This window comes from Aeromicrobium sp. Leaf350 (assembly GCF_916858655.1).
In the GTDB taxonomy this organism is placed as follows: domain Bacteria; phylum Actinomycetota; class Actinomycetes; order Propionibacteriales; family Nocardioidaceae; genus Aeromicrobium.
In genome coordinates this window covers 343,262-363,289 of the sequence record NZ_CAKASL010000001.1, presented here as the reverse complement: position 1 = coordinate 363,289, position 20,028 = coordinate 343,262, and the positions used below count along the sequence as shown (strand labels likewise).

Here is a 20,028-nt window from a genome sequence, read left to right as displayed (position 1 = left end):
TCAGGCGGTACGGAAGTCGGTGACGACCCAGTTGCTGCCGTCGTCCGTGATCGTGAAGGTCGTGACGTAGTTCTCCTCGGCGCCCGAGGTGTCGTCGGAGATCGAGTACTCGATCTCGACGGTCGCCTCGGTCGGGTCCTGCTCGTCGTCGAGCGACGTCGTGGTGATGTCGTAGTCGTCGAGCGAGAAGTTCTCCGAGTTCAGGTCGCCGAGGCAGGTTGCCTCGTCCGGCCAGTTGCCCGGGGCGATCTCGAGGAGGGCGGCGCAGTCGCCGTCGTAGTACGCGACGGTGAAGTCCTCGACCGTGTCGACCCACGGGCCGTCGTCGAGATCGACCTCTTCGTCCTCGTCGTCATCGGTGGGCTCGTCGGTCGGGTCGTCGGTCGGCTCGGTGCTCGAGCGCGTGTCCGTGTCCTTGTCGTCGTCGCCACCGCTGAGCAGCAGCACGGCGGCCGTCGCGCCGCCACCGAGCAGCAGCACGGCGAGGACGACGATGCCGATGATCAGGCCGGTCTTCGAGCCGCCTCCACCACCGTTGGGCGGGGTGGGGCCGCCGGGAGGCGGGAATCCGCCACCACCGGGGGGCGGGAAGCCTCCACCCGGGGGCGGGAAGCCTCCACCGGGGGGCGGCGAGGCCTGCCCCGGCGGGTAGTTGCCGGACGGCGGCGGGGTGTTCGGGTCGTAGCTCATGACGTCACGCTATTCCTTCGTCTGGGCAGGAGGGTGGGTGAAGAAGTGCTGGGTCAGACCGAGTCGTACTCGACGACGATCCAGGCGTTGCCGTCCTTCTCGAGGGTGAACTCGACCGAGTAGTCGTCCTCGGAGTCGTCCTCGAGGTTGACCTCGGTGAACGAGACCTCGACAGTGGCCTCGGTCGCGTCGGCCTCGTCGTCGACGTCGGTCGCCTCGATGCTCGAGATCTCGATCTCGACGTCGTCGGGATCGGTGTACGGGTACTCGTCCTCGCACTCCTCGACGTCCGCGAACTGGTCGGGGTAGATGTCGAGGATCGTGGCGCAGTCGCCGTCGTCGTACGCGGCGAAGTAGTCCTCGACCGCGGTGATGTAGCCCTCGTCGGTCTCGGTGGTGGTGTCGTCGCCGCCCTCGTCGTCGGAGTCGTCGCCACCCGTGAGGATCAGGATGAGCGCCGTGGCGCCGCCGGCCACCAGTACGAGGGCCGCGACCACGATGCCGATGATCAGGCCGGTCTTGCCGCCTCCGCCACCGCCCTTGGGCGGGGCCGGCGGCTGGTAGCCGCCTCCGCCGTAGCCACCGCCACCGCCGGGAGCGGCGTACGCGGGCTGGCCCGGGGCGCCGTACGCGGGGGGCGTGGGCGCCGGTGCGCCGTAGCCGGGAGGAGTGGGCTCTGACGGCGGTGGCACAGGGCCGGGGACCTGGGACGACATGGTTCGCACCTTCGGCTCGGGGACTGGTTCGAACGTTGAGAGCGAGCGGTGACGAGGAATGTTCCCGCTCCTGGCGCAACATCTTGCTGCATCCTGCCGGTTCCGGCGACCGATCCGCCGGACGTCTCACCGCGGTGACCGTGTGATGGACTGTCGGGCATGCGTGGATTCGGGGCGATGACGCTGGCGGTGGTGCTGCTCGTGGGCACGGGTGCGTGCTCGGGAGGTGATGATGCGGATCCTGGGCCCGACCCGTCGACCGCTGCTCCGGTGGAGGGTGAGGTGATCGACCGGTCCGCCGAGCTGGCCGCCGTGGAGCAGCAGCACGACGTGCGCCTGGGCGTCTACGCCATCGACACCGCCTCGGGAGACCGCATCGAGCAGCGCGCCGACGAGCGCTTCGCGTTCGCCTCCACCTTCAAGGCGCTGCTCGTGGGTGCTCTCGTCGAGGAGCGGTCCGTGAGCGTGCTCGAGCTGAGCATCCCGATCTCGGAGGCCGACCTGGTGGCGTACGCGCCGCAGGTCGAGGCCGCGCTGGCCGCGGGACGCACGAGCATGACGGTCGGCGAGCTCGCCGACGCGACCGTGCGGTTCAGCGACAACGCGGCGGGCAACCTGCTGCTGGAGCAGCTCGGGGGCCCGGCCGGCTTCCAGGCGGCGCTGCGAGCCGTGGGCGACGACGTCACCAACTCCTCCCGCAACGAGCCGGGTCTCAACGAGGCGACGCCCGGCGACGAGCGCGACACCACCACGCCGCGGGCCATCGCCGACACGCTCACGTACTACGCGGTCGACGGCGCCGCGGCCGAGAACCGCGAGGTCCTCGTCGACCTGATGCTGCGCAACACCACGGGCGAAGCGCTGATCCGCGCCGGGGTGCCGGCCGACTGGCAGGTCGCCGACAAGACGGGCTCGGGCAGCTACGGCACCCGCAACGACATCGCCGTGGTGTGGCCCCCGGGCCGCGACCCGATCGTCGTCGCGATCCTCACGTCGCGCGACGACGAGGACGCCGACACGGTCGATGCGGCGGTCGCCGACGCGATGCGCGTGGTCGCCGAGACCTTCGCCCGATGAAACAGGGCTATGGTGCGGTCATGGCTGATTCCTCTGAGAACGACCCGAAGGCCGACATGAAGGCCAAGTTCCGCGAGGCTCTCGAGAAGAAGAAGAGCAAGCACCACGCGACTGCCGAGGGTGCCGCTCACGACGGCAGCGAGAAGTCGCACGGCGCCAACGGTCCGACGCAGTCGCCGGAGTTCCGCCGCAAGAGCGTCTGACCCGACGAGGTAGCCTCAGCCCGTGGCTGCCGTTGACTTCTCCGAGCTCATCAAGGACCTCGACACGACGATGACGTCGATCGAGAAGGTCCTCGACCTGCCCAAGCTGCAGGCCGAGATCGATGAGCTGCAGGAGCAGGTCGGCGCACCGGACCTCTGGGACGACCAGGCCAACGCCCAGCGCGTGACCGGTCGGCTCTCAGTGCTCCAGGCCGAGGTCGAGCGGGTCGAGGGGCTGCGCGCCCGTCTCGACGACGTGCAGGTGCTGGTCGAGCTCTCCCAGGAGGAGGGCGACGCCGACTCCCTCGCCGAGGCCGAGACCGAGATCGGTCGCCTGCGGGCGCTGGTCGAGAGCCTCGAGGTGCGCACGCTGCTCTCGGGCGAGTACGACGAGCGCGAGGCCATCGTCACGATCCGCTCCGGCGCCGGCGGCGACGACGCCACCGACTTCGCCGAGATGCTGCAGCGCATGTACGTGCGCTGGGCCGAGCGCCACAAGTACCCCGTCGAGGTCTACGACACGTCGTGGGCCGAGGGCGCGGGCATCAAGTCGTCCACGTTCTCCGTCAAGGTGCCCTACGCCTACGGCACGCTGTCGGTCGAGTCGGGCACCCACCGCCTCGTGCGCATCTCGCCGTTCGACAACCAGGGCCGCCGCCAGACGTCGTTCGCGGCCGTCGAGGTCGTGCCGGTGCTCGAGCAGACCGACGAGATCGACATCCCCGACGAGGAGATCCGCGTCGACGTCTACCGCTCGAGCGGACCGGGCGGGCAGAGCGTCAACACGACCGACTCGGCCGTGCGCCTGACCCACCTCCCCACGGGCACCGTCGTGAGCTGCCAGAACGAGAAGAGCCAGCTGCAGAACAAGGCCAGCGCGATGGTGATCCTCCGCGCCAAGCTGCTCGCCCTGAAGAAGGCCGAGGAGCGCGCCGAGCTCGACGAGCTGCGCGGCGACGCCAACGCCTCCTGGGGCGACCAGATGCGCAACTACGTGCTGAACCCGTACCAGCTGGTCAAGGACCTGCGCACGGAGCACGAGTCGGGCAACACCCAGGCCGTGCTCGACGGTGAGATCGACGAGTTCATCGAGGCCGGCATCCGCTGGCGTCGCGAGTCGCAGACCGCGTGAGTCGATGAGCTCACCGGCGCCGCAGCGTTCGCGCGGCAACCCCGCGATCGGCGACATCGTCCGCAGCGTCGTCGTGATGGGCCTGATCGTGCTCGCGATCTGGGCGTTCGGGCTGCTGCACACCAACACCCCTGACGACCCGGTGCGCGACGTCGAGTACGCCAGCACCGCCACAAGTGCCCGTCAGGCGGCCACGTACCCGCTGCTCGCACCCGCGTCGCTGCCGAAGGACTGGCGCGCCAACGGCGTGAGGTTCACCCCGGGCGGCACGCAGCCGTGGCACCTCGGCGTGCTGACGGCGGACGACCGCTACATCGGTCTGGAGCAGGAGAAGGTCGAGCTCGACGACCTGCTCGAGGTGCACGCCGACGGCGCCACGGAGGCCGGAACGGTCGAGATCGCCGGCGCGACGTGGCAGCGCTTCGACGGTCCGAAGGACCGCATCACGCTGGTGCAGGTGACGCCCGAGGTCACGACCCTCGTGACCACCAGCACGGCTCCGTTCGAGGACGTCGAGCGCTACGTCACCCTCCTGACCGCCGACTGAGAGCGGCGAGTCACTCGTCGTCCTCGCCCTCGCCCGTGGCGGCGGCGAGCCGCTCGCGGGCACCGTCGAGCCACGTCTGACAGATGCGCGCCAGCTCCTCGCCGCGCTCCCACAGCGCGAGGGACTCCTCGAGCGTGGTGCCGCCGGTCTCGAGCCGCTGCACCGTGGCGACGAGCTCGTCGCGGGCCTGCTCGTAGCTGATCTCGGGCTGCTGGGGCGTGGGGGACTCACTCATCGACGTGCTCCTGCGGGTCGGGGTGGATGGAGGTGCGCTGCGTGACGACGTGGCCGTCGGCGAGCCGCACGTGGATCTCGTCGGGTGTGTCGTGCACCGAGGTGAGGACGGTGCCGTCGGGTGCCTGGGCGACGGCGTAGCCGCGCTGCAGCGTGGCCAGCGGCGAGAGCCCGCGGACCCGAGCCAGGTGGTGGCCGACCTCGTCGCGGGCGCGGTCGAGCCGCAGCTCGAGGGCGCGCCGGGTGCGGTCGCGGGCCGTGAGCACGAGCTCGGCCTGGGCGTCGACGAGGGTGGTGGGCCGGGCGAGCGCCGGACGACTGCGGATGGCGGCAAGGCCGTGCAGCTCGCGGTCGAGCAGTCGGTGCACGGCTTGGCGGGAGCGCTGGCGCACCGAGGCGATGGCCTCGAGCTCGACCGCGGCGTCGGGCACGATGCGCTTGGCGGCGTCGGTGGGCGTGGAGGCCCGCAGGTCGGCAACGAGGTCGAGCAGTGGGGTGTCGGGCTCGTGGCCGATGGCCGACACGACCGGCGTGGTGCAGGCGAACACGGCGCGCACGAGCGCCTCGTCGCTGAACGGCAGGAGGTCCTCGACGGAACCACCGCCGCGGGCCACGACGATGACGTCGACGGTCGGGTCTGCGTCGAGCTCGGCCACGGCGGCGATGACCGCTCGCGCCGACTCCGGCCCCTGCATGAGGGCGTGTCGCACGTGCATGGGCGCGGCGGCCCAGCGCAGGCGGACGTTCTCGAGCACGTCGCGCTCGGCCGCGGAGGCACGCCCCGTGACCAGGCCGATGCCGAGCGGCAGGACCGGCAGGGCCTTCTTCCACCGCGGCTCGAACAGACCCTCGGCGGCGAGCAGCTGCTTGCGGCGCTCGAGCTGGGCGAGCAGCTCGCCCTCGCCGGCGGGACGGATCTCGCGGACGTCGAGCGACAGGCTGCCGTTCGGGCCGTAGTACGTGGGCTTGGCGTGCACGACGACGCGGGCGCCGGCCGTGACGGGCGCGGCGCACGCGTCGAGCACGCTCACGTGGCACTTGGCGCCCATCGACACCTTCGCCTCGAGGTCGCGCAGGGTGAGGAAGCAGATGCCGGGGCGCCGGTTGAGCTGGGCGACCTCGGCCTCGACCCACACCGCGCCGAGCCGGCCGATGTACTCGCCGACGGCCTGCGAGATCGTGCGCAGGGGCGCGGGGGAGTCCGCGCTGGTGTCGAGGGCCATGGCGGCCACCCTAGAGGGAGCCTCGGACGTCGTCGCCCGCTCATGTCGGGCCGTTACGATGGACGCATGTCTTCCTCGGTCACGCTCGGCATGCCCTCCGTCGGCGGCCAGGTGCTCCTTGCCGATCCCCGCGGCTACTGCGCCGGCGTCGACCGCGCGGTCATCACCGTCGAGAAGGCGCTCGACCTCTACGGCGCGCCCGTCTACGTGCGCAAGCAGATCGTGCACAACAAGCACGTCGTGAACGACCTCGCCGCGCGCGGCGCGATCTTCGTCGAGGAGCTCGACGAGGTGCCCGAGGGTGCCACGGTCGTGTTCAGCGCCCACGGCGTCTCGCCGATGGTGCACGAGGAGGCCGCCGAGCGCAGCCTCAAGACGATCGACGCCACGTGCCCGCTCGTCACGAAGGTCCACCACGAGGCCCGCCGCTTCGCCCAGGAGGGCAAGCAGATCCTGCTGATCGGGCACGAGGGACACGAAGAGGTCGAGGGCACCGCGGGCGAGGCGCCCGAGCACATCACCCTCGTCGAGCACCCTGACGACGTCGACGCCCTCGAGTTCCCCGAGGGCACGGCGCTGTCGTGGCTCTCGCAGACGACGCTGAGCGTCGACGAGACCATGGAGACCGTCCGCCGGCTGCGCGAGAAGTTCCCGCAGCTGGAGGACCCGCCCTCCGACGACATCTGCTACGCCACCCAGAACCGTCAGGTGGCGGTCAAGGAGATCGCGAAGGACGCCGACCTCGTGATCGTGGTGGGCTCGGCCAACAGCTCCAACTCGGTGCGCCTCGTCGAGGTCGCGCTCGAGGCCGGAGCCGCCGCCTCGTACCGCATCGACGACATCACCGAGATCGACGACGCCTGGCTCGAAGGCGTCTCCACGGTGGGGGTCACGTCCGGCGCCTCGGTGCCCGACGACCTCGTGCAGGACGTGCTCGGCTACCTCGCGGAGCGGGGCATCGGCGACGCCCGCGCCATCCGCACCGCCGACGAGAGCCTGATCTTCGCGCTCCCGCCGGAGCTGCGCCGCGACATGAAGGCCGCCGGCGCCGCCACCAGCAAGCCCTGACGCCCGCCGACCCAGATGTGCGCCCAGTTGTGCGATTTCTGAGGCTCAGCTCCGCACATCTGGGCGCACAGCGTGGTCAGCCCTCGGAACCGCCGGCCACCTCGTAGCTCCACACTTCGCTGTGGGTCGAGACGGGCTTGGCGGGCTCGCCGCCGCTGCGCTCGGAGGCGGAGCGGTGCCCGTGCGCGAAGGCGGGGGAGGCGACCCACGCCTGGAAGGTCTCCTCGTCGCGCCAGCGGCTGAGGACGAGCCACTGGTCGCGCTCGTCGGTCGGCTTGAGCAGCTCGAACCCCTCGAACCCCTCGGCCCCGTCGACGGCACCCGCGCGGGCGGCGAAGCGGTGGGCGAGCTCGTCGCCAGAATCCTTCGGAACGGTGATCGCATTGATCTTGATGACGGTCATGCGACCGATCCTGTCAGGCCCTCGACCGCCACCCACCCCCGTCCCACCCCCGGGGCGGTGAGTTATTGACGTGTCGAACCCCGGAGCGGTGAGCTAGTGACGTGTCACGGTGGGTTTGACGTCACAATCTCACCGCCGGGCCCGAGGAAAGGTTCATAACTCACCGCTCGACGGTGGGCGCGAGGGCTCTGGGTGCGAATCGTCGGCTGACGCCACGACCTTCCTGACACCATAGGACGGTGGACACCGCCCTCACCATCGTCGTCGCCGTGAGCCTGGCGGTCGCCGTCTCGACCGTCGCCGGCCGGCTGCCCGTCGCCGCGCCCCTCGTGCTGATCGTCTTCGGCATCGCCGCCTCGTACGTGCCGTTCATCCCGGACGTCGAGCTGACGGCCGAGATCGTGCTCGTCGGCCTGCTGCCACCGCTGCTCTACGCCGCCGCGATCCGCACCCCGCTGGTCGACTTCCGCGCGAACCGCCGGCCCATCGCGCTGCTGAGCATCGCGCTCGTGATCGTGACCGCGGTCGTGATCGGCTTCCTGACCCAGGCACTGCTCGACGTGCCGCTCGCCGTCGGCCTCGCGCTGGGCGCGGTCGTGGCACCGCCGGACGCCGTCGCCGCGACGGCGGTCGCGCGCCGCATCGGCCTGCCGCGACGGGTCGTGACGATCCTCGAGGGCGAGAGCCTCGTCAACGACGCGACCGCGATCGTGCTGCTGCGCACGTCGATCGCCGCGATCGCGGGCTCGGTCAGCCTGTTCGAGATCGGCATCGAGTTCGTCGTCTCCGCGCTCGGCGGCGTGCTGGTGGGCGTGGTCGTGGCGTTCGCGGTGGTGCAGGTGCGCAAGCGGATCACCGACGACCTCACCGACGTCTCGCTCTCGCTGCTGACCCCGTGGCTCGCCTACGTGCCGGCCGAGGAGATCCACTGGGCGGGCACCGACGCCCACGCGTCGGGCGTGCTGGCGGTCGTCGTGGCCGGGCTGCTGCTGGGCCACAAGTCGCCGATCATCCAGTCGGCCACGTCGCGCCTGTTCGAGCGCATGAACTGGGCCACGATCTCGTTCGTCCTGGAGAACACGACGTTCCTGCTGATCGGGCTGCAGGTGCAGTCGATCCTCTCCGACGCCGGCGAGAGCGAGCTGAGCACCGGCCGCGTGATCGCGGTGAGCCTCATCGTGCTGGCCGCGGTCATCGGCATCCGCCTGATCTGGATCTTCCCCGCGACCTACCTGCCGCGCCTGATCCCGTCGGTGCGTCGCCGCGACCCGGCCCCGCACTGGACGACGCCGCTGCTGATCGGCTGGGCCGGCATGCGCGGTGTCGTGACGCTGGCCGCGGTCTTCCTGCTGCCCGCCGACACGCCGCACCGCGACGTGCTCGTGGTGATCGCGTTCGTCGTCACGGTCGGGACGCTCATGCTGCAGGGACTCACCCTCCCGTGGCTCGTGCGCATCCTGGGCGTGACCGGGCCGGACCGGCACGAGGACCACCTCCAGGAGGCCGCCGTCCACCAGGCCGCCTCGAACGCGGGCCTGCGCTACCTCGAGGAGGAGATCGCCGGCACGGTGTCCGACGAGGTCCTCGAGCGACTGCGCAACCGCGCGGCCGACCGGGCGAACGCGATCTGGGAGCGCCTCGGCAGCGTCGACACCCCTGCCGCGCAGTACAGCAGGGCCCGCGCCGCCACCCTGGCACGCGAGCGCGCTGAGCTGATCCGCATCCGCGGCGAGGGCACCGTCGACCAGTCCGTGCTGCAGCGCGTGCTCTACGCGCTCGACGTGGAGGAGTCGATCCTCGACCGGCTGGCCGAGGACGAGTCGACCGAGGGACGCGAGACCGACCTCCGCTCGAGCTACGACCCCGCGGGCGCGTGCGAGCACCTGCGTCAGGCGTGCGAGGTGCCCAAGCCCCTCACGCCCACGGGCTGTGCGGAGTGCCTGGAGACCGGGGCCACGTGGGTGCACCTGCGCATCTGCATGACCTGCGGTCACGTCGGGTGCTGCGACTCCTCCGAGGGCCGTCACGCCACGCAGCACTTCCACGACTCCGGTCACCCGGTGATGCGCAGCTTCGAGCCGGGCGAGGCCTGGCGCTGGTGCTTCGTCGACGAGGAGACCGGCTAGGCCCCTCGCTCGCTAGCGCAGCCCGAGGCGGCGCAGGCCGATCGCGGCCAGCGCAAGCACCTCGGCGAGCGCGAGCGTGATGCCGTTGCTGACGGTGCCGGCGAGCACCCGCCCCGCGCGACCGGCCGACTCGGGCATGCCGTCGGGGGCGATGGCGCCCGGGGCGACCATGGCCACGACGACGAGGGTGCCGACCAGGAGCACCGGGGGAGCGAAGAGCGTGTTCCACAGCTGGTGGGGTGCCACGGCGAGCGGCACGGTAAGCGACGCCATGACCACCGCGACGGACGTGACGACGCCGAGGCGCCCGTCGGCCAGGTCGAGCAGTGCGGCTGCCCCGATCAGGAGCGCTGCTCCGCACGCGGCCCCGGCGAGGGTGAGGTCGCGCTGCGCGAGGGCGGCAGGCGCCGCCATTCCAGCCATGTCATGACGGTAGGCCCCGGGTCTGACGTTCCGTCGGACGCGGAAGGCAGACTGGAGCCGTGTCGACCACCGAGGAGTCCCGGGATGAGCTGCGGGGCTGGTACCCCGACGTCACGACCGAGCGGTTCACGCTGCGCCCGTATCGCCACGAGGACGCGGCGGACGTGCTCGCGATCCACTCGCTGCTCGAGGTCGTGCGCTGGCTCGACAACCCGCCGTTCCACCTCATGCCCGACGAGGCTGCGGCCGTGGCCCGCGTCGACGAGTACCTCAGGATCGAGGCCGACGACCCGCTGTGCGCGTTCCGCGCGATCGTCGCCCACGACACCGGCCGGGTCGTGGGCACGGTGCTCGTGTCGCACTGCGATCGCATCGACGGTGGATTCGTGGGGGAGTACCAGCTGGGCTGGCACCTCCATCCCGACGCGCACGGCCACGGCTACGCCAGCACGGCGGCACGCATCCTCGCGCACCAGGCGTTCACCGCCGGCCTCGACGAGCTGGTCATCGGCATGTATCCCGAGAACGTCGCCTCCGCCGCGGTGGCTCGTCGACTCGGTGCCTTCGACCGCGGGGTGCTGCCCGATCCCTGGTACGGCGGCGACAGCCAGCTCTTCGCGCTGAGGTCGGAGCACCTCGCGCACGTCGAGACCGAGCGGCTCGTGCTGCGGCGCTTCACCCGCCACGACCTCGACGTGCTCGCCGAGCTGTTCGCTCTGCCCGAGGTCGCGCGCTGGAGCGGGCCGCGCCGGCCGCGCACCCGCGAGGAGGTGCGCATCGGCCTGGCCAACCAGCCCGGCCGTGCCGGAACGCATCCGGCCGCAGCGATCTTCGCGGTGTGCGTGAAGGGTGATGACCGCCCGATCGGACAGGTCATGCTCGGGCCGCTGCCCGCCAGCTCGGGCGTCGACCGCCACGACCACGAGATCGGCTGGCACTTCTTCCCGCGCGCCCAGGGCCACGGCTACGCCACCGAGGCGGCGCGAGCCCTCGTGGAGCGAGCGGCTGCCGGTGGCATCACCGAGGTGTACGCCGTCACCGATCCCGCGAACGCTCCCTCCCAGGCGGTGTGCGGGCGGCTGGGCATGACCGACCTCGGTCCGCGCGACGACTGGTACGACACGACGGTGCGGGCGTTCCGCCTCGCCACCGAAGCGGCTCCTCGCTGAGGAAGTCGCCTAGCCCGGCTTGCGTGCCGTGAGCGTGAAGCTGGCTGCGAGCCGCTCGGGCCGGTCGGCGAGGCGGAACTCGCCCGGGTGGTCGGGGTGGGGCTCCATCAGCTCCTGCAGGGCGCGCCACGGGACGCTGTCGTGCTCGGTGAACGACTCGACGACGAGGCCGTGCCGCAGGACGGCGGTGAGGATCTCGCCGATGCCGTGCTGCCACTCGTGGCTGGGCAGGGACTCGAGCTGCTCGTCGGTGTCGACGTAGGTCTCGTCGCCGTCGAAGACCAGCGGGTCCTCGTGCTCGAAGTAGGGGTAGGTGAGCTCCGCGCGCCCGTCGACCGGCTCCAGCGTCCCGAGCATGGGATGACCCTCGCGGATGAACAGCCGGCCGCCCGGCCGGAGCAGCTCGGCGACGACCTCGGCCCACCGGTCGATGCTCGGCAGCCAGATGATGGCGCCGATCCCGGTGTAGACGAGGTCGTACGTCGCGCCGAGCGCCGCGACGGCGTCGTACGCGTCGGCCTCGACGTAGGAGATGTCGGCGCCGGTCACGGTCGCGAGACGGCGCGCCTGCTCGAGCGACGCGGGGGAGAGGTCGAGGCCGGTCACGCGCGCGCCGAGGCGGTGCAGGCTCAGGGTGTCGGTGCCGATGTGGCACTGCAGGTGCGCGGTGTCGAGTCCCGTCACGTCGCCCAGCCGGGGCAGGTCGAAGCGGACCACGTCGCTGATGGCGGCGGGGTCGCGGTGGAACCGTTCGACGTCGTAGTCGACGGAGCCGGCGTGGGCAGCGGCGCGGCTGTCCCACATGGCGCGGTTGAGCGCGAGGTAGTCGTCGGTCACGGTCCGACCCTAACGAGCCGCGCGGACGTCGAGCGGGTCCCTCGACCGGCGATTCGAGGCCAGCCGACCCGGCCAGTAGGCTGTCTCCTCGTGGCTCTCTCCATCGGCATCGTCGGCCTGCCCAACGCCGGCAAGTCCACGCTCTTCAACGCTCTGACCAAGAACGACGTGCTCGCCGCGAACTACCCGTTCGCCACGATCGAGCCCAACGTCGGCGTCGTCGGGGTGCCCGACGAGCGGCTCGGCAAGCTCGCCGAGATCTTCAGCTCGGAGAAGATCCTCCCCGCGACCGTGCAGTTCGTCGACATCGCCGGCATCGTGCGCGGCGCGTCCGAGGGCGAGGGCATGGGCAACAAGTTCCTGTCGCACATCCGCGAGTCCGACGCGATCTGCCAGGTCACCCGCGTGTTCCGCGACGAGGACGTCACCCACGTCGACGGCGAGGTGAACCCCAGCAGCGACATCGAGACCATCTCGATCGAGCTCGTGCTGGCCGACCTGCAGACCGTCGACAACGCGCTGCCGCGCCTCGACAAGGAGTCGCGCAAGGACAAGTCGCTCGTGGCGGTGTTCGAGGAGGCCAAGAAGGCCAAGGACGCCCTCGAGGCCGGCGACGGCGTGCTCAAGGCGGGGCTCGACCTCGACCTGCTGCGCGACCTGCACCTGATGACGTCAAAGCGCTTCATCTACGTCTTCAACTGCGACGCCGACGAGCTGGGCGACGACGCGCTCAAGGACAAGATGCGCGCCCTGGTCGCGCCGTCCGAGGCGATCTTCCTCGACGCGAAGGGCGAGGCCGAGCTGGTCGAGCTGGGCGACGACGAGGACGCCGAGCAGATGCGTGCCGAGATGCTCGCCGACATGGGCGTCGAGGAGCCGGGCCTGGACGCGCTGGCCCGCGTCGGCTTCGACACCCTCGGCCTGCAGACCTACCTGACCGCGGGTCCCAAGGAGTCGCGCGCCTGGACGATCCCGAAGGGCGCCACCGCGCCCCAGGCCGCCGGAGTGATCCACACCGACTTCGAGCGGGGCTTCATCAAGGCTGAGATCGTCTCGTTCGACGACCTCGTCGAGGCCGGCTCCATGAACGCCGCGAAGTCTGTGGGCAAGGTCCGCATGGAGGGCAAGGACTACGTGATGGCCGACGGCGACGTGGTGGAGTTCAGGTTCAACGTCTAGCTCGCCTGAGGACCGGCACTAACCTCGGGTCATGCGAAAGCGTCGTCCTCGGATTCTCGGTGAGAGGCAGGGCGAGCCACCGCGGGTCGATGACGGGCTGCTCACACGTCTCTCGGGCCTTCGGATGTACTCCGTCGAGTTCGTGTTGGACTACGTCCAGCTGCGATTCGACGGCGATGAGATCAAGGGTGGCCCGGTCGTCCTGAACAGCTACGTCTGGCCGCGGGTGGATGACGGCGTGCGGTCGTGGCGCGAAGCGGACCTGGGATACGCGGATGCCCTTCGCGGTCTGATCCCGGCCACCGTGAGGTCGACCGCCGAGTCGACGAAGACGGGACTACGCCTCGAGTTCGATCGTCGCGCCATCGTGATCCAGCCGGCGATCGAGGAGGTCTACGTCGAGATCGCGGTGCTTCAAGGGTTCGATGATGGATCGTGGACCGTCTGGCACCCGGGCGAGGGTTGCTTCGGGGACCTGGGGCGCGACGAGTGACCGCGGCGCCGAGTGCATCGTGCGCCGCCCGGTCGAGCGCTCTCAGACCGGACGTCTCGCGAAGATGATTGCTCCGGGAACGTCGTCGTCCGGTCTCATGAGCCACTCGGACTCGATCGTCAGACCTGCCTCGCGCAACCACTCGGCGACCTGCTCCGGCCTGCGCCGGTGGCTCACGACGTCGATCGGGCGGCCCGTGTATCCCTCGGTGTCGTGACTCGCCTCGGCGCCGACGTGGAAGCCGACCAGCACCGGACAGCCCGGGCGCACCACTCGGCGGAACTCCCTGAACACGCCGGGCACGGCGTCGTCGGGCACGTGGATGACCGACCAGAAGGCAAGCACGCCGGCCACGGATTCGTCGGCGAGGTCGAGCTCGGTCATCGTCCCGATCTCGAACCGGAGATCGGGGTAGTCACGCCGCGCGAGGGCGATCATCTCCGGGGAGAGGTCGATGCCGAAGGCGTCCACGCCGAGATCGTGGAGATGGCGAGTGACGTATCCCGGGCCGCAGCCGACGTCGACCACCGGCCCACCTCCGGCTTCGCGCGCCAGGTCGGCGAACAGCGTCAGGCTCGCGCGCAGGTGAGGCGACCCGTCGAGCAGTCCCCGGACCTTCTCGGCGTAGCCAGGGGCATCGGTGTCGTACGAGTCGCGGGTGGTGGACAGCCAGGCGTCGGACATCACGTCACACAGCCTCAGTCTTCGTGCCGGATCTGATCGCTCTCGCGATCAGCGCGGCGGCTGGCCGCCCTTGCGGCGGGACTGCACGTTCGCGACCGCCTTCTTGATGCGGGCCTGGTTCTGAGGCTTGCGGGCCTGGTCGTAGACCATCTTGGCCACTCCGAATGCTCCGGCCTTGCGCATGATTCCCATGACTCAGGCTAAGCGCCGGAGGGCAACGACGCTCGTCCGCAGCACCTCCGGGTGCGGGACGCGACCCGCTCGGTCGAAGGCCTCAACCTGTTGGGCACCATCTCGACCATGAGCTCCGTGACCGCCCAGCGCGGCTACGACGATCTCGACCCGGAGCGTGCCTGGGAGCAGTGGCAGTCGGTGCGGACCCAGCTCGAGGAGTAGGTCGTCGCGCCGCGGCGTCAGGCGGTGGCGTGCTCGCGGGACGTCTGCGCGAGCCTCACCACGAGATCGTCCGGGATCGGCTTGCGTGGTGAGAAGGTGACACCGGTCTTGGTGGCTCGCAGGCCCGCCGCTGCGATCTCGTCGGCGTGGGCTGCGATCGCCGGAGCGAGGACGTACAGCCCCATCTGCTTGCTGAACGCGGCGTAGCTGGCGACGACCGAACCACCCACCGCGAATCCCGGCATGTTGTAGGCCGTCATCTCCTCCGCCTCGGGGAGAGCGCTGCGCACGAGGTCTCGGAGGTGGCCGAGCGCCGGGCGGAATGCTTCCGGAGCGGCGGCGATGTAGGAGTCGTGGTCAGCAGGAGCGGTCATGTCGGCCTCCATGGAAGGGTCAGGCGTCGGATGCGATGAACTCGCGCAGCACGCGCGCGAACCGGTCGGGGTCGTCCAGGTGCGGGAAGTGCCCCGCGCCCTCGAAGATCTCGACCTGGCAGTCGGGGAGCTCAGCCTCGACGCTCCGGGCGTGCGACGCGGGGATCATGTGGTCCTTCGAGCCCCACACGATCAGCGTGGGGATGGGCAGCGAGCCCTCGAGGTGGTCGTGGGCGCTGATGCTCTGCCCGCCGATGTCGATCACGGCGCGGGTCGTGGCGAGGAAGGCGCGGCGGCTCTCGCGGTCGCCGAGCGAGCTGAAGCCTCGCCAGATCGCGCCGATGTCGGCGCCCGGCCGCCAGCCGGCCTTCGAGGCGACGCGTCCGAGGGCTTCCACCTGTGACAGGACGGGCGCCGACGCCGCGACGCTCAGCACCTGGGCGGCGCCGGGGAGTGTCGCGGCGCGGAGAGCCACGTTCACCTCGCGGCCCAGGCCGCCGCTGGAGACCAGCACGAGGCGCTCGACGCGCTCGGGGAAGAGGTAGAAGAACTGCATCGCGATGCCGCCGCCGAGGGAGTGCCCCACGAGCGTCACGCGCTCGACGCCGAGGTGGTCGAGCAGGTCGCGCATCGTCGCGGCATGCGAGCTGAGCGAGTAGTCGCCCATCGGCTTGGCCGATTCCCCGTGACCGAAGAGGTCCGGCAGGATCACGCGGTGGTCGTCGTCCATGCGGTCGACGAGGTGCGACCACTGCTGCTGCGAGCCGAGGATGCCGTGGATGAAGAGCACCACCGGCCCCTCGCCGCGGTCGGCGTAGGAGAGCTCGTGGCCGTGGAGCACGACCTTCTGGGGAGCGGTGTGCGGCATGGGCTCACGGTAGCCCCGCGCGGCAGGTCCTGCCGTATCCGAGACCGCTACGGCCGGGCGGGGGAGAACGCGCGGGCCACTGTCTCGCGCAGTGCCGTGCGGCGGCGGTCGTGGTCGTCCTCGTCGTCCTCCGGGGCGGCGGTGACGGTGCCGCTGAGCGGCGACCAGGAGCCGGCGATGCCGATCACCATCGCGTAGACGACGTCGGGGGCGATCCCGTCGACGACCACGCCGTCGCGCTGGGCCCGCTCGAGCGCAGCCCGCTTGGGATCAGTGAGCGCTCCGTGACCGGCCAGCAGGTCGCCGACCGGCACCCGCTCGAGCCGGTTCCAGCCGACGAGGCGGATGATCTCCGGATCGGTGAGGTAGCTGTCGTAGAGGTCGACGGCGTAGCCGGGGAGGTCGTCGGCGGTGAACGGCACGGCGTCGACGATGCGGTCGAGCTGCGCGGCGAAGACGGCGTCGAACAGCCCGTCCTTGGAGCCGAACCAGGCGTACATCTGCTGCTTGTTGACCTCGGCGGCCGCGGCGATGCGGTCGACCCGCGCGCCGGCCAGGCCGTGGGAGGCGAACTCCTCGGTCGCTGCCGCGAGCAGTCGTCGCCGGCTGGCGTCTCCGTCCCTGACCATGACGTCATCGTACACGCAACCAACTAGTTGGTATGATCGAGCCATGACGGCACCAGCACAGATCACCAGCCCGTTCGACGACTCCACGACGGCCCTCGAGGTGGTCGAGGGCATCGACCTCTCCGGCAAGCGCGCACTCGTCACAGGTGCCGCGTCGGGCATCGGCGTGGAGACCGCCCGCGCCCTGGCCCACGCCGGCGCGCAGGTCACGCTCGCGGTACGCGACACCGCGGCCGGCGACAGCACGGCGGCCGACATCGCCCGCACCAGCGGACGTGACGACGTTCAGGTCGTGAGCCTCGACCTGGCCGACCTTTCCTCGGTCGACGCGCTCACGAGCGCCTGGACCGGACCGCTCGACATCCTGGTCAACAACGCCGGCGTGATGGACACCCCGTTCGGCACCACGGCGCAGGGGTGGGAGACACAGATCGGTGTGAACCACCTCGGCCACTTCGCTCTCGCGACCGGACTCCACGCAGCGCTCGCCGCCGCGGACCGCGCGCGCATCGTGGCGGTCTCCTCCAGCGGTCACGCGGCGTCGCCCATCGTCTTCGACGACCTCTTCTTCGAGCGCCGCGACTACGACCCGGGCCTGGCCTACGGGCAGTCCAAGACCGCCAACTCGCTGTTCGCGGTCGAGGCCACCCGTCGCTGGGCCGACGACGGCATCACCGCCAACGCCCTCATGCCGGGCGGCATCTGGACGCCGCTTCAGCGCCACTGGAGCGCCGAGAAGCGGGCCGCCGCCGAGGCGCAGTCGCAGCAGGCCGAGCAGGCCGGGCTCTTCCGAATGAAGACCCCCGAGCAGGGCGCGGCCACCTCCGTCTTCCTCGCCGCGTCGCCGCTCGTCGAGGGCGTTGGCGGGCGCTACTTCGAGGACTGCCGCGAGGCCGACGTCGTCGACCAGCTCGACGGCATCCACGGGGTCATGCCCCACGCGCTCGATCCGGCCGACGCCCGCCGACTGTGGGACGTCTCCGAGGAGCTGCTCGCCGCCGCGCGGTGAACCTCTAGGTACGAGGCATGAGCGAGGTCGTCGTCCGCAGGTTCGGGTGGTACCCGCGCATCGTGCGCGCCGACGACGGCGCCCTCACGCTGGAGCTCGCCGCAGGTGCGAACTCGAACCACGATCCGCGGGAGTTCGCGTTCCCGATCGAGGAGCGCCACCTCGAGGTGATTCGCGACGACCTCGCCCGGCACCTCGTGCTGTGGTGCGCGATCCTGCCGCTCTGCGACGCCGCCGGCACGCGAGGCGACCTCGACGAGATCGCGGCCGTCGCCCTGCTCGATCCGTTCCTGCTCGGCTCGCCGGCCGAGGTGGATGCGCTGATCCGGGAGCGGCGGATCAACACGAACATGCTCGTCGGCCACGGCGCCGACGTCCGGATGCTCGAGCGCGGGCAGGTCCTCGAGTCGCTGCACACGGCGGTGGAGGAGTCGAATCCGCAGGCCGTGCAGGCCTACGTGGCCAACCGTGACCGGAAGCGGCGCGGTGTGACCCTGGATTCGGTCGACGAGGCCGTGCTGCGGTTCACCGGCCAGTACCTGCACTCGTCGACGCGCCCCGGCCGCAATCCTGACGCTGTCGACCCCGCCCTCCTGCCCGCGGTGCTGGAGGTCGTCGCCACGGCCGAGAGCGCGGCCGAGGGGATGGTGATCCATCGCGATCCCCGCCGCGGGAAGCGGGCGACGGACAAGCAGGACTGGAACCGGATGTCGAAGGCCGTCACCGCGGCCGTGCGTCGCCGTCACGGCCGGCTGGCCGACGACGCAGTCCGGTCGGTGGTCTTCCTGGTGTGCTCGGAGGCCGCCGACCGCTCGCGCAACGCGACGGAGGACGAGAGCGGCGACACCACGGCGCACCAGGCGGCGCTGACCTTCACCGACGACCAGGGCGCCGAGAAGAAGTGGCACCGCGGCGACGAGCGCGCTGCGGGCGTCGAGTTCTGGGAGTTCGTCGCCCAGCGCTCCGGGTCGCGGAACGAGGTGTTCACGATCGAGGACGCGGAGCGCGGCGAGGGCATCCAGCTCCACTTCTACGCCGACTCCGTCGCCCGGGTCACGACCGCGGTGCCGGGCAGGAACGGCAAGGACCCGCAGTACCGGGTCGAGTACGCGCTCGTGGACGGCATGGCCGGATACCGCGCCGTGGTGAACGACTACGTGCGCGGCGGCTGCGGAGCGCTCGACTCGCACGGCCCGTGGATGCTCGACGTCGACGAGCTCGAGCGAGCCCGCAAGCGCCGGGACACCGGGCGATGACCGAGCCGGCGGACGACCTCAGCGAGGCGGTCGTGCTGCACCTCAAGCGCTATCCCAGCTCGAACGACGAGGAGTTCCTCGCCCGGTTCAGCAGTGCCGCCACGCGCGAGGCCGTGCGAGCGATCCTCGACGAGACCATGCACGTCCGGGTCGAGTGGGGCCAGAAGTCGCTCGCCGAGATCGGCGACGAGGTCCGCGACGCGATGCGCGACCGCCATCCGGAGCTGTCCCACACCGCTCTCCACCAGCTCGGCAACTACTACACGTACCTGGTCAAGTGACGAAGGAGTGATGCGAATGATCGATTCCTACGAGGTCGTGCACCGGGTCTCCGGCGCACTGGGCCTGGCGTCGGTGCCGCCGCCGATGACGCGTTCCGACGGCGAGAGGAAGATCGGCATGGTCGAGGTGCCGGACAGCCCCACGCGTGGGGTCACCACGTGGGCGACCGTTGCCGCGAGCTTCTTCCCGACGGGGTACCGCACGCCGGACGGTCGGCCGATCGGGGTCGAGATGGTGGCCGGCATCGACTCGCGGTGGTCGTTCGTGGGCGACGCCGTGGCGGCGTGCGCCTTCCAGATCGGTGAGCCGAACGAGGTGCGGCCCGGCACGATCTACCGCGGCGCGATCGGTGACCGCTTCACCGAGGCCTCGACCCCGCACCTCATGTCGGTGCCGCCGTTCCTCTGGGGCAGCTTCGAGTCGTTCAGCGACCCCGACATCCACGTGACGTGGCTCCAGCTCGTGCCCGTGACCGACGCGGAGGCCGACTACTGCCTGAAGCACGGCTTCGACGCCATCGGCGACGCGTTCGACCGGGGCCAGCCCGACCTGTTCTCGATCGAGCGTCGCAGCGTGAGCCTGGACGGGGCGTGAGGGACGGCATGTCCGACGTCACCGTGGTGCTGATCCGGTCGCTGGTCGCGGCGATGAACGAGCCGTCGGGGCTGCCGGGGGCCGACGGCCCCGGCGACGCCTGGGAGTCCTTCGCGATCGTGCTCGAGTTCGGCGACGGCTATCGCAGCGCGTCGGGCTACGCCTACGCGGCCGACGGCACCGTGATCCCGGTGGCTTGCAGCTGGCCGAGCATCCTGGACGCGGTGAACGACTACCTGGGCAGCCACTACGAGCCCGGTGACCCGCTCCCGCTGAAGATCCTCGTGCAGCTCGACCGCGCGAAGGGGCGGTACGAGGTGACGTTCGAGGAGTCCGACGCCGAGCGGTGGAAGACGCGACCGTCGAACTTCCGGCAGATGCGCGAGGAGCTGCGGCCCGCGTTCGACTGACGCAGG

General features: G+C 70.9%; 26 protein-coding genes. 14 read left to right on the top strand and 12 right to left on the bottom strand.

Annotated elements, in window-relative coordinates; translation table 11 throughout:
* Window positions 1-690: a hypothetical protein gene (locus LO931_RS01850; protein WP_229051501.1), complete on the bottom strand. Its 690-nt coding sequence runs from the start codon at window positions 688-690 to the stop codon at window positions 1-3.
* A gap of 53 nt (window positions 691-743) precedes the next feature.
* Complete coding sequence (locus LO931_RS01845; protein ID WP_229051500.1) at window positions 744-1,406, bottom strand: hypothetical protein; 663 nt, start codon at window positions 1,404-1,406, stop codon at window positions 744-746.
* A gap of 159 nt (window positions 1,407-1,565) precedes the next feature.
* On the opposite strand from LO931_RS01845, the gene bla reads away from it, so the two are divergent.
* From bla to LO931_RS01825, 4 genes are read left to right on the top strand one after another with little or no spacing between them, the layout of a single operon-like run.
* Complete coding sequence (bla, locus tag LO931_RS01840; protein ID WP_229051499.1) at window positions 1,566-2,483, top strand: class A beta-lactamase; 918 nt, start codon at window positions 1,566-1,568, stop codon at window positions 2,481-2,483.
* Between the two features lie 20 nt (window positions 2,484-2,503).
* Window positions 2,504-2,686: a DUF5302 domain-containing protein gene (locus LO931_RS01835; RefSeq protein WP_229051498.1), complete on the top strand. Its 183-nt coding sequence runs from the start codon at window positions 2,504-2,506 to the stop codon at window positions 2,684-2,686.
* Between the two features lie 22 nt (window positions 2,687-2,708).
* Complete coding sequence (prfB, locus tag LO931_RS01830) at window positions 2,709-3,818, top strand: peptide chain release factor 2 (protein ID WP_229051497.1); 1,110 nt, start codon at window positions 2,709-2,711, stop codon at window positions 3,816-3,818.
* 4 nt (window positions 3,819-3,822) lie between these two features.
* Window positions 3,823-4,365, top strand: a complete 543-nt coding sequence (locus tag LO931_RS01825) for a DUF4245 domain-containing protein (RefSeq protein ID WP_229051496.1) — start codon at window positions 3,823-3,825, stop codon at window positions 4,363-4,365.
* A 10-nt stretch (window positions 4,366-4,375) separates the two neighbouring features.
* Here LO931_RS01825 and LO931_RS01820 read toward each other — a convergent pair whose 3' ends face one another.
* Window positions 4,376-4,600, bottom strand: coding sequence for an exodeoxyribonuclease VII small subunit (locus LO931_RS01820; RefSeq protein ID WP_229051495.1), 225 nt, complete (start codon window positions 4,598-4,600; stop codon window positions 4,376-4,378).
* On the bottom strand, window positions 4,593-5,822 hold the full coding sequence (gene xseA / locus LO931_RS01815; RefSeq protein WP_229051494.1) for an exodeoxyribonuclease VII large subunit: 1,230 nt from the start codon (window positions 5,820-5,822) through the stop codon (window positions 4,593-4,595). The genes LO931_RS01820 and xseA overlap by 8 nt, the downstream gene beginning before the upstream one ends.
* Before the next feature lie 66 nt (window positions 5,823-5,888).
* Here xseA and LO931_RS01810 point away from each other — a divergent pair, with 66 nt between their 5' ends.
* Window positions 5,889-6,890, top strand: coding sequence for a 4-hydroxy-3-methylbut-2-enyl diphosphate reductase (locus tag LO931_RS01810; RefSeq protein WP_229051493.1), 1,002 nt, complete (start codon window positions 5,889-5,891; stop codon window positions 6,888-6,890).
* A gap of 76 nt (window positions 6,891-6,966) precedes the next feature.
* On the opposite strand, the gene LO931_RS01805 is transcribed toward LO931_RS01810, so the two are convergent.
* The gene (locus tag LO931_RS01805) at window positions 6,967-7,293 is read right to left on the bottom strand and encodes an antibiotic biosynthesis monooxygenase (protein WP_229051492.1); all 327 of its coding nucleotides are present in this window, start codon (window positions 7,291-7,293) and stop codon (window positions 6,967-6,969) included.
* Between the two features lie 239 nt (window positions 7,294-7,532).
* On the opposite strand from LO931_RS01805, the gene LO931_RS01800 reads away from it, so the two are divergent.
* The gene (locus LO931_RS01800) at window positions 7,533-9,419 is read left to right on the top strand and encodes a Na+/H+ antiporter (protein WP_229051491.1); all 1,887 of its coding nucleotides are present in this window, start codon (window positions 7,533-7,535) and stop codon (window positions 9,417-9,419) included.
* 12 nt (window positions 9,420-9,431) lie between these two features.
* Here the strand turns inward: LO931_RS01800 and LO931_RS01795 are convergent, their stop codons facing one another.
* Window positions 9,432-9,842, bottom strand: a complete 411-nt coding sequence (locus tag LO931_RS01795; RefSeq protein ID WP_229051490.1) for a hypothetical protein — start codon at window positions 9,840-9,842, stop codon at window positions 9,432-9,434.
* 59 nt (window positions 9,843-9,901) lie between these two features.
* On the opposite strand from LO931_RS01795, the gene LO931_RS01790 reads away from it, so the two are divergent.
* Window positions 9,902-11,011 (top strand): GNAT family N-acetyltransferase, encoded by a 1,110-nt coding sequence (locus LO931_RS01790; RefSeq protein WP_229051489.1) that lies wholly within the window; start codon window positions 9,902-9,904, stop codon window positions 11,009-11,011.
* 9 nt (window positions 11,012-11,020) lie between these two features.
* Here LO931_RS01790 and LO931_RS01785 read toward each other — a convergent pair whose 3' ends face one another.
* A complete protein-coding gene (locus tag LO931_RS01785) occupies window positions 11,021-11,848 on the bottom strand; it encodes a bifunctional 2-polyprenyl-6-hydroxyphenol methylase/3-demethylubiquinol 3-O-methyltransferase UbiG (RefSeq protein ID WP_229051488.1) in 828 nt (275 codons plus the stop codon).
* A gap of 90 nt (window positions 11,849-11,938) precedes the next feature.
* Between LO931_RS01785 and ychF the strand changes: the two genes are divergently transcribed.
* The gene (gene ychF, locus LO931_RS01780) at window positions 11,939-13,027 is read left to right on the top strand and encodes a redox-regulated ATPase YchF (RefSeq protein ID WP_229051487.1); all 1,089 of its coding nucleotides are present in this window, start codon (window positions 11,939-11,941) and stop codon (window positions 13,025-13,027) included.
* Between the two features lie 124 nt (window positions 13,028-13,151).
* Window positions 13,152-13,520, top strand: a complete 369-nt coding sequence (locus tag LO931_RS01775) for a hypothetical protein (protein WP_229051486.1) — start codon at window positions 13,152-13,154, stop codon at window positions 13,518-13,520.
* A 42-nt stretch (window positions 13,521-13,562) separates the two neighbouring features.
* On the opposite strand, the gene LO931_RS01770 is transcribed toward LO931_RS01775, so the two are convergent.
* The 5 genes from LO931_RS01770 to LO931_RS01750 form a co-directional block, all read right to left on the bottom strand.
* Entirely contained in the window at window positions 13,563-14,204 is a 642-nt protein-coding gene (locus tag LO931_RS01770) for a class I SAM-dependent methyltransferase (RefSeq protein WP_229053050.1), read from the bottom strand.
* Between the two features lie 48 nt (window positions 14,205-14,252).
* A complete protein-coding gene (locus LO931_RS01765; RefSeq protein ID WP_229051485.1) occupies window positions 14,253-14,396 on the bottom strand; it encodes a hypothetical protein in 144 nt (47 codons plus the stop codon).
* Between the two features lie 221 nt (window positions 14,397-14,617).
* A complete protein-coding gene (locus LO931_RS01760) occupies window positions 14,618-14,974 on the bottom strand; it encodes an iron chaperone (RefSeq protein ID WP_229051484.1) in 357 nt (118 codons plus the stop codon).
* A gap of 19 nt (window positions 14,975-14,993) precedes the next feature.
* Window positions 14,994-15,842 (bottom strand): alpha/beta fold hydrolase, encoded by an 849-nt coding sequence (locus LO931_RS01755; protein WP_229051483.1) that lies wholly within the window; start codon window positions 15,840-15,842, stop codon window positions 14,994-14,996.
* A 47-nt stretch (window positions 15,843-15,889) separates the two neighbouring features.
* Entirely contained in the window at window positions 15,890-16,471 is a 582-nt protein-coding gene (locus tag LO931_RS01750) for a TetR family transcriptional regulator (RefSeq protein ID WP_229051482.1), read from the bottom strand.
* Between the two features lie 43 nt (window positions 16,472-16,514).
* On the opposite strand from LO931_RS01750, the gene LO931_RS01745 reads away from it, so the two are divergent.
* The 5 genes from LO931_RS01745 to LO931_RS01725 are packed head-to-tail and all read left to right on the top strand — an operon-like array spanning window position 16,515 to window position 20,022.
* The gene (locus LO931_RS01745) at window positions 16,515-17,480 is read left to right on the top strand and encodes an SDR family NAD(P)-dependent oxidoreductase (RefSeq protein ID WP_229051481.1); all 966 of its coding nucleotides are present in this window, start codon (window positions 16,515-16,517) and stop codon (window positions 17,478-17,480) included.
* A gap of 17 nt (window positions 17,481-17,497) precedes the next feature.
* Window positions 17,498-18,736 (top strand): DUF6357 family protein, encoded by a 1,239-nt coding sequence (locus tag LO931_RS01740; RefSeq protein WP_229051480.1) that lies wholly within the window; start codon window positions 17,498-17,500, stop codon window positions 18,734-18,736.
* Window positions 18,733-19,017, top strand: coding sequence for a hypothetical protein (locus LO931_RS01735; RefSeq protein ID WP_229051479.1), 285 nt, complete (start codon window positions 18,733-18,735; stop codon window positions 19,015-19,017). The genes LO931_RS01740 and LO931_RS01735 overlap by 4 nt, the downstream gene beginning before the upstream one ends.
* 16 nt (window positions 19,018-19,033) lie before the next feature.
* Window positions 19,034-19,612, top strand: a complete 579-nt coding sequence (locus LO931_RS01730) for a suppressor of fused domain protein (RefSeq protein WP_229051478.1) — start codon at window positions 19,034-19,036, stop codon at window positions 19,610-19,612.
* Window positions 19,613-19,620: 8 nt separating this feature from the next.
* Complete coding sequence (locus tag LO931_RS01725; RefSeq protein WP_229051477.1) at window positions 19,621-20,022, top strand: hypothetical protein; 402 nt, start codon at window positions 19,621-19,623, stop codon at window positions 20,020-20,022.
* Window positions 20,023-20,028: the final 6 nt, after the last annotated feature.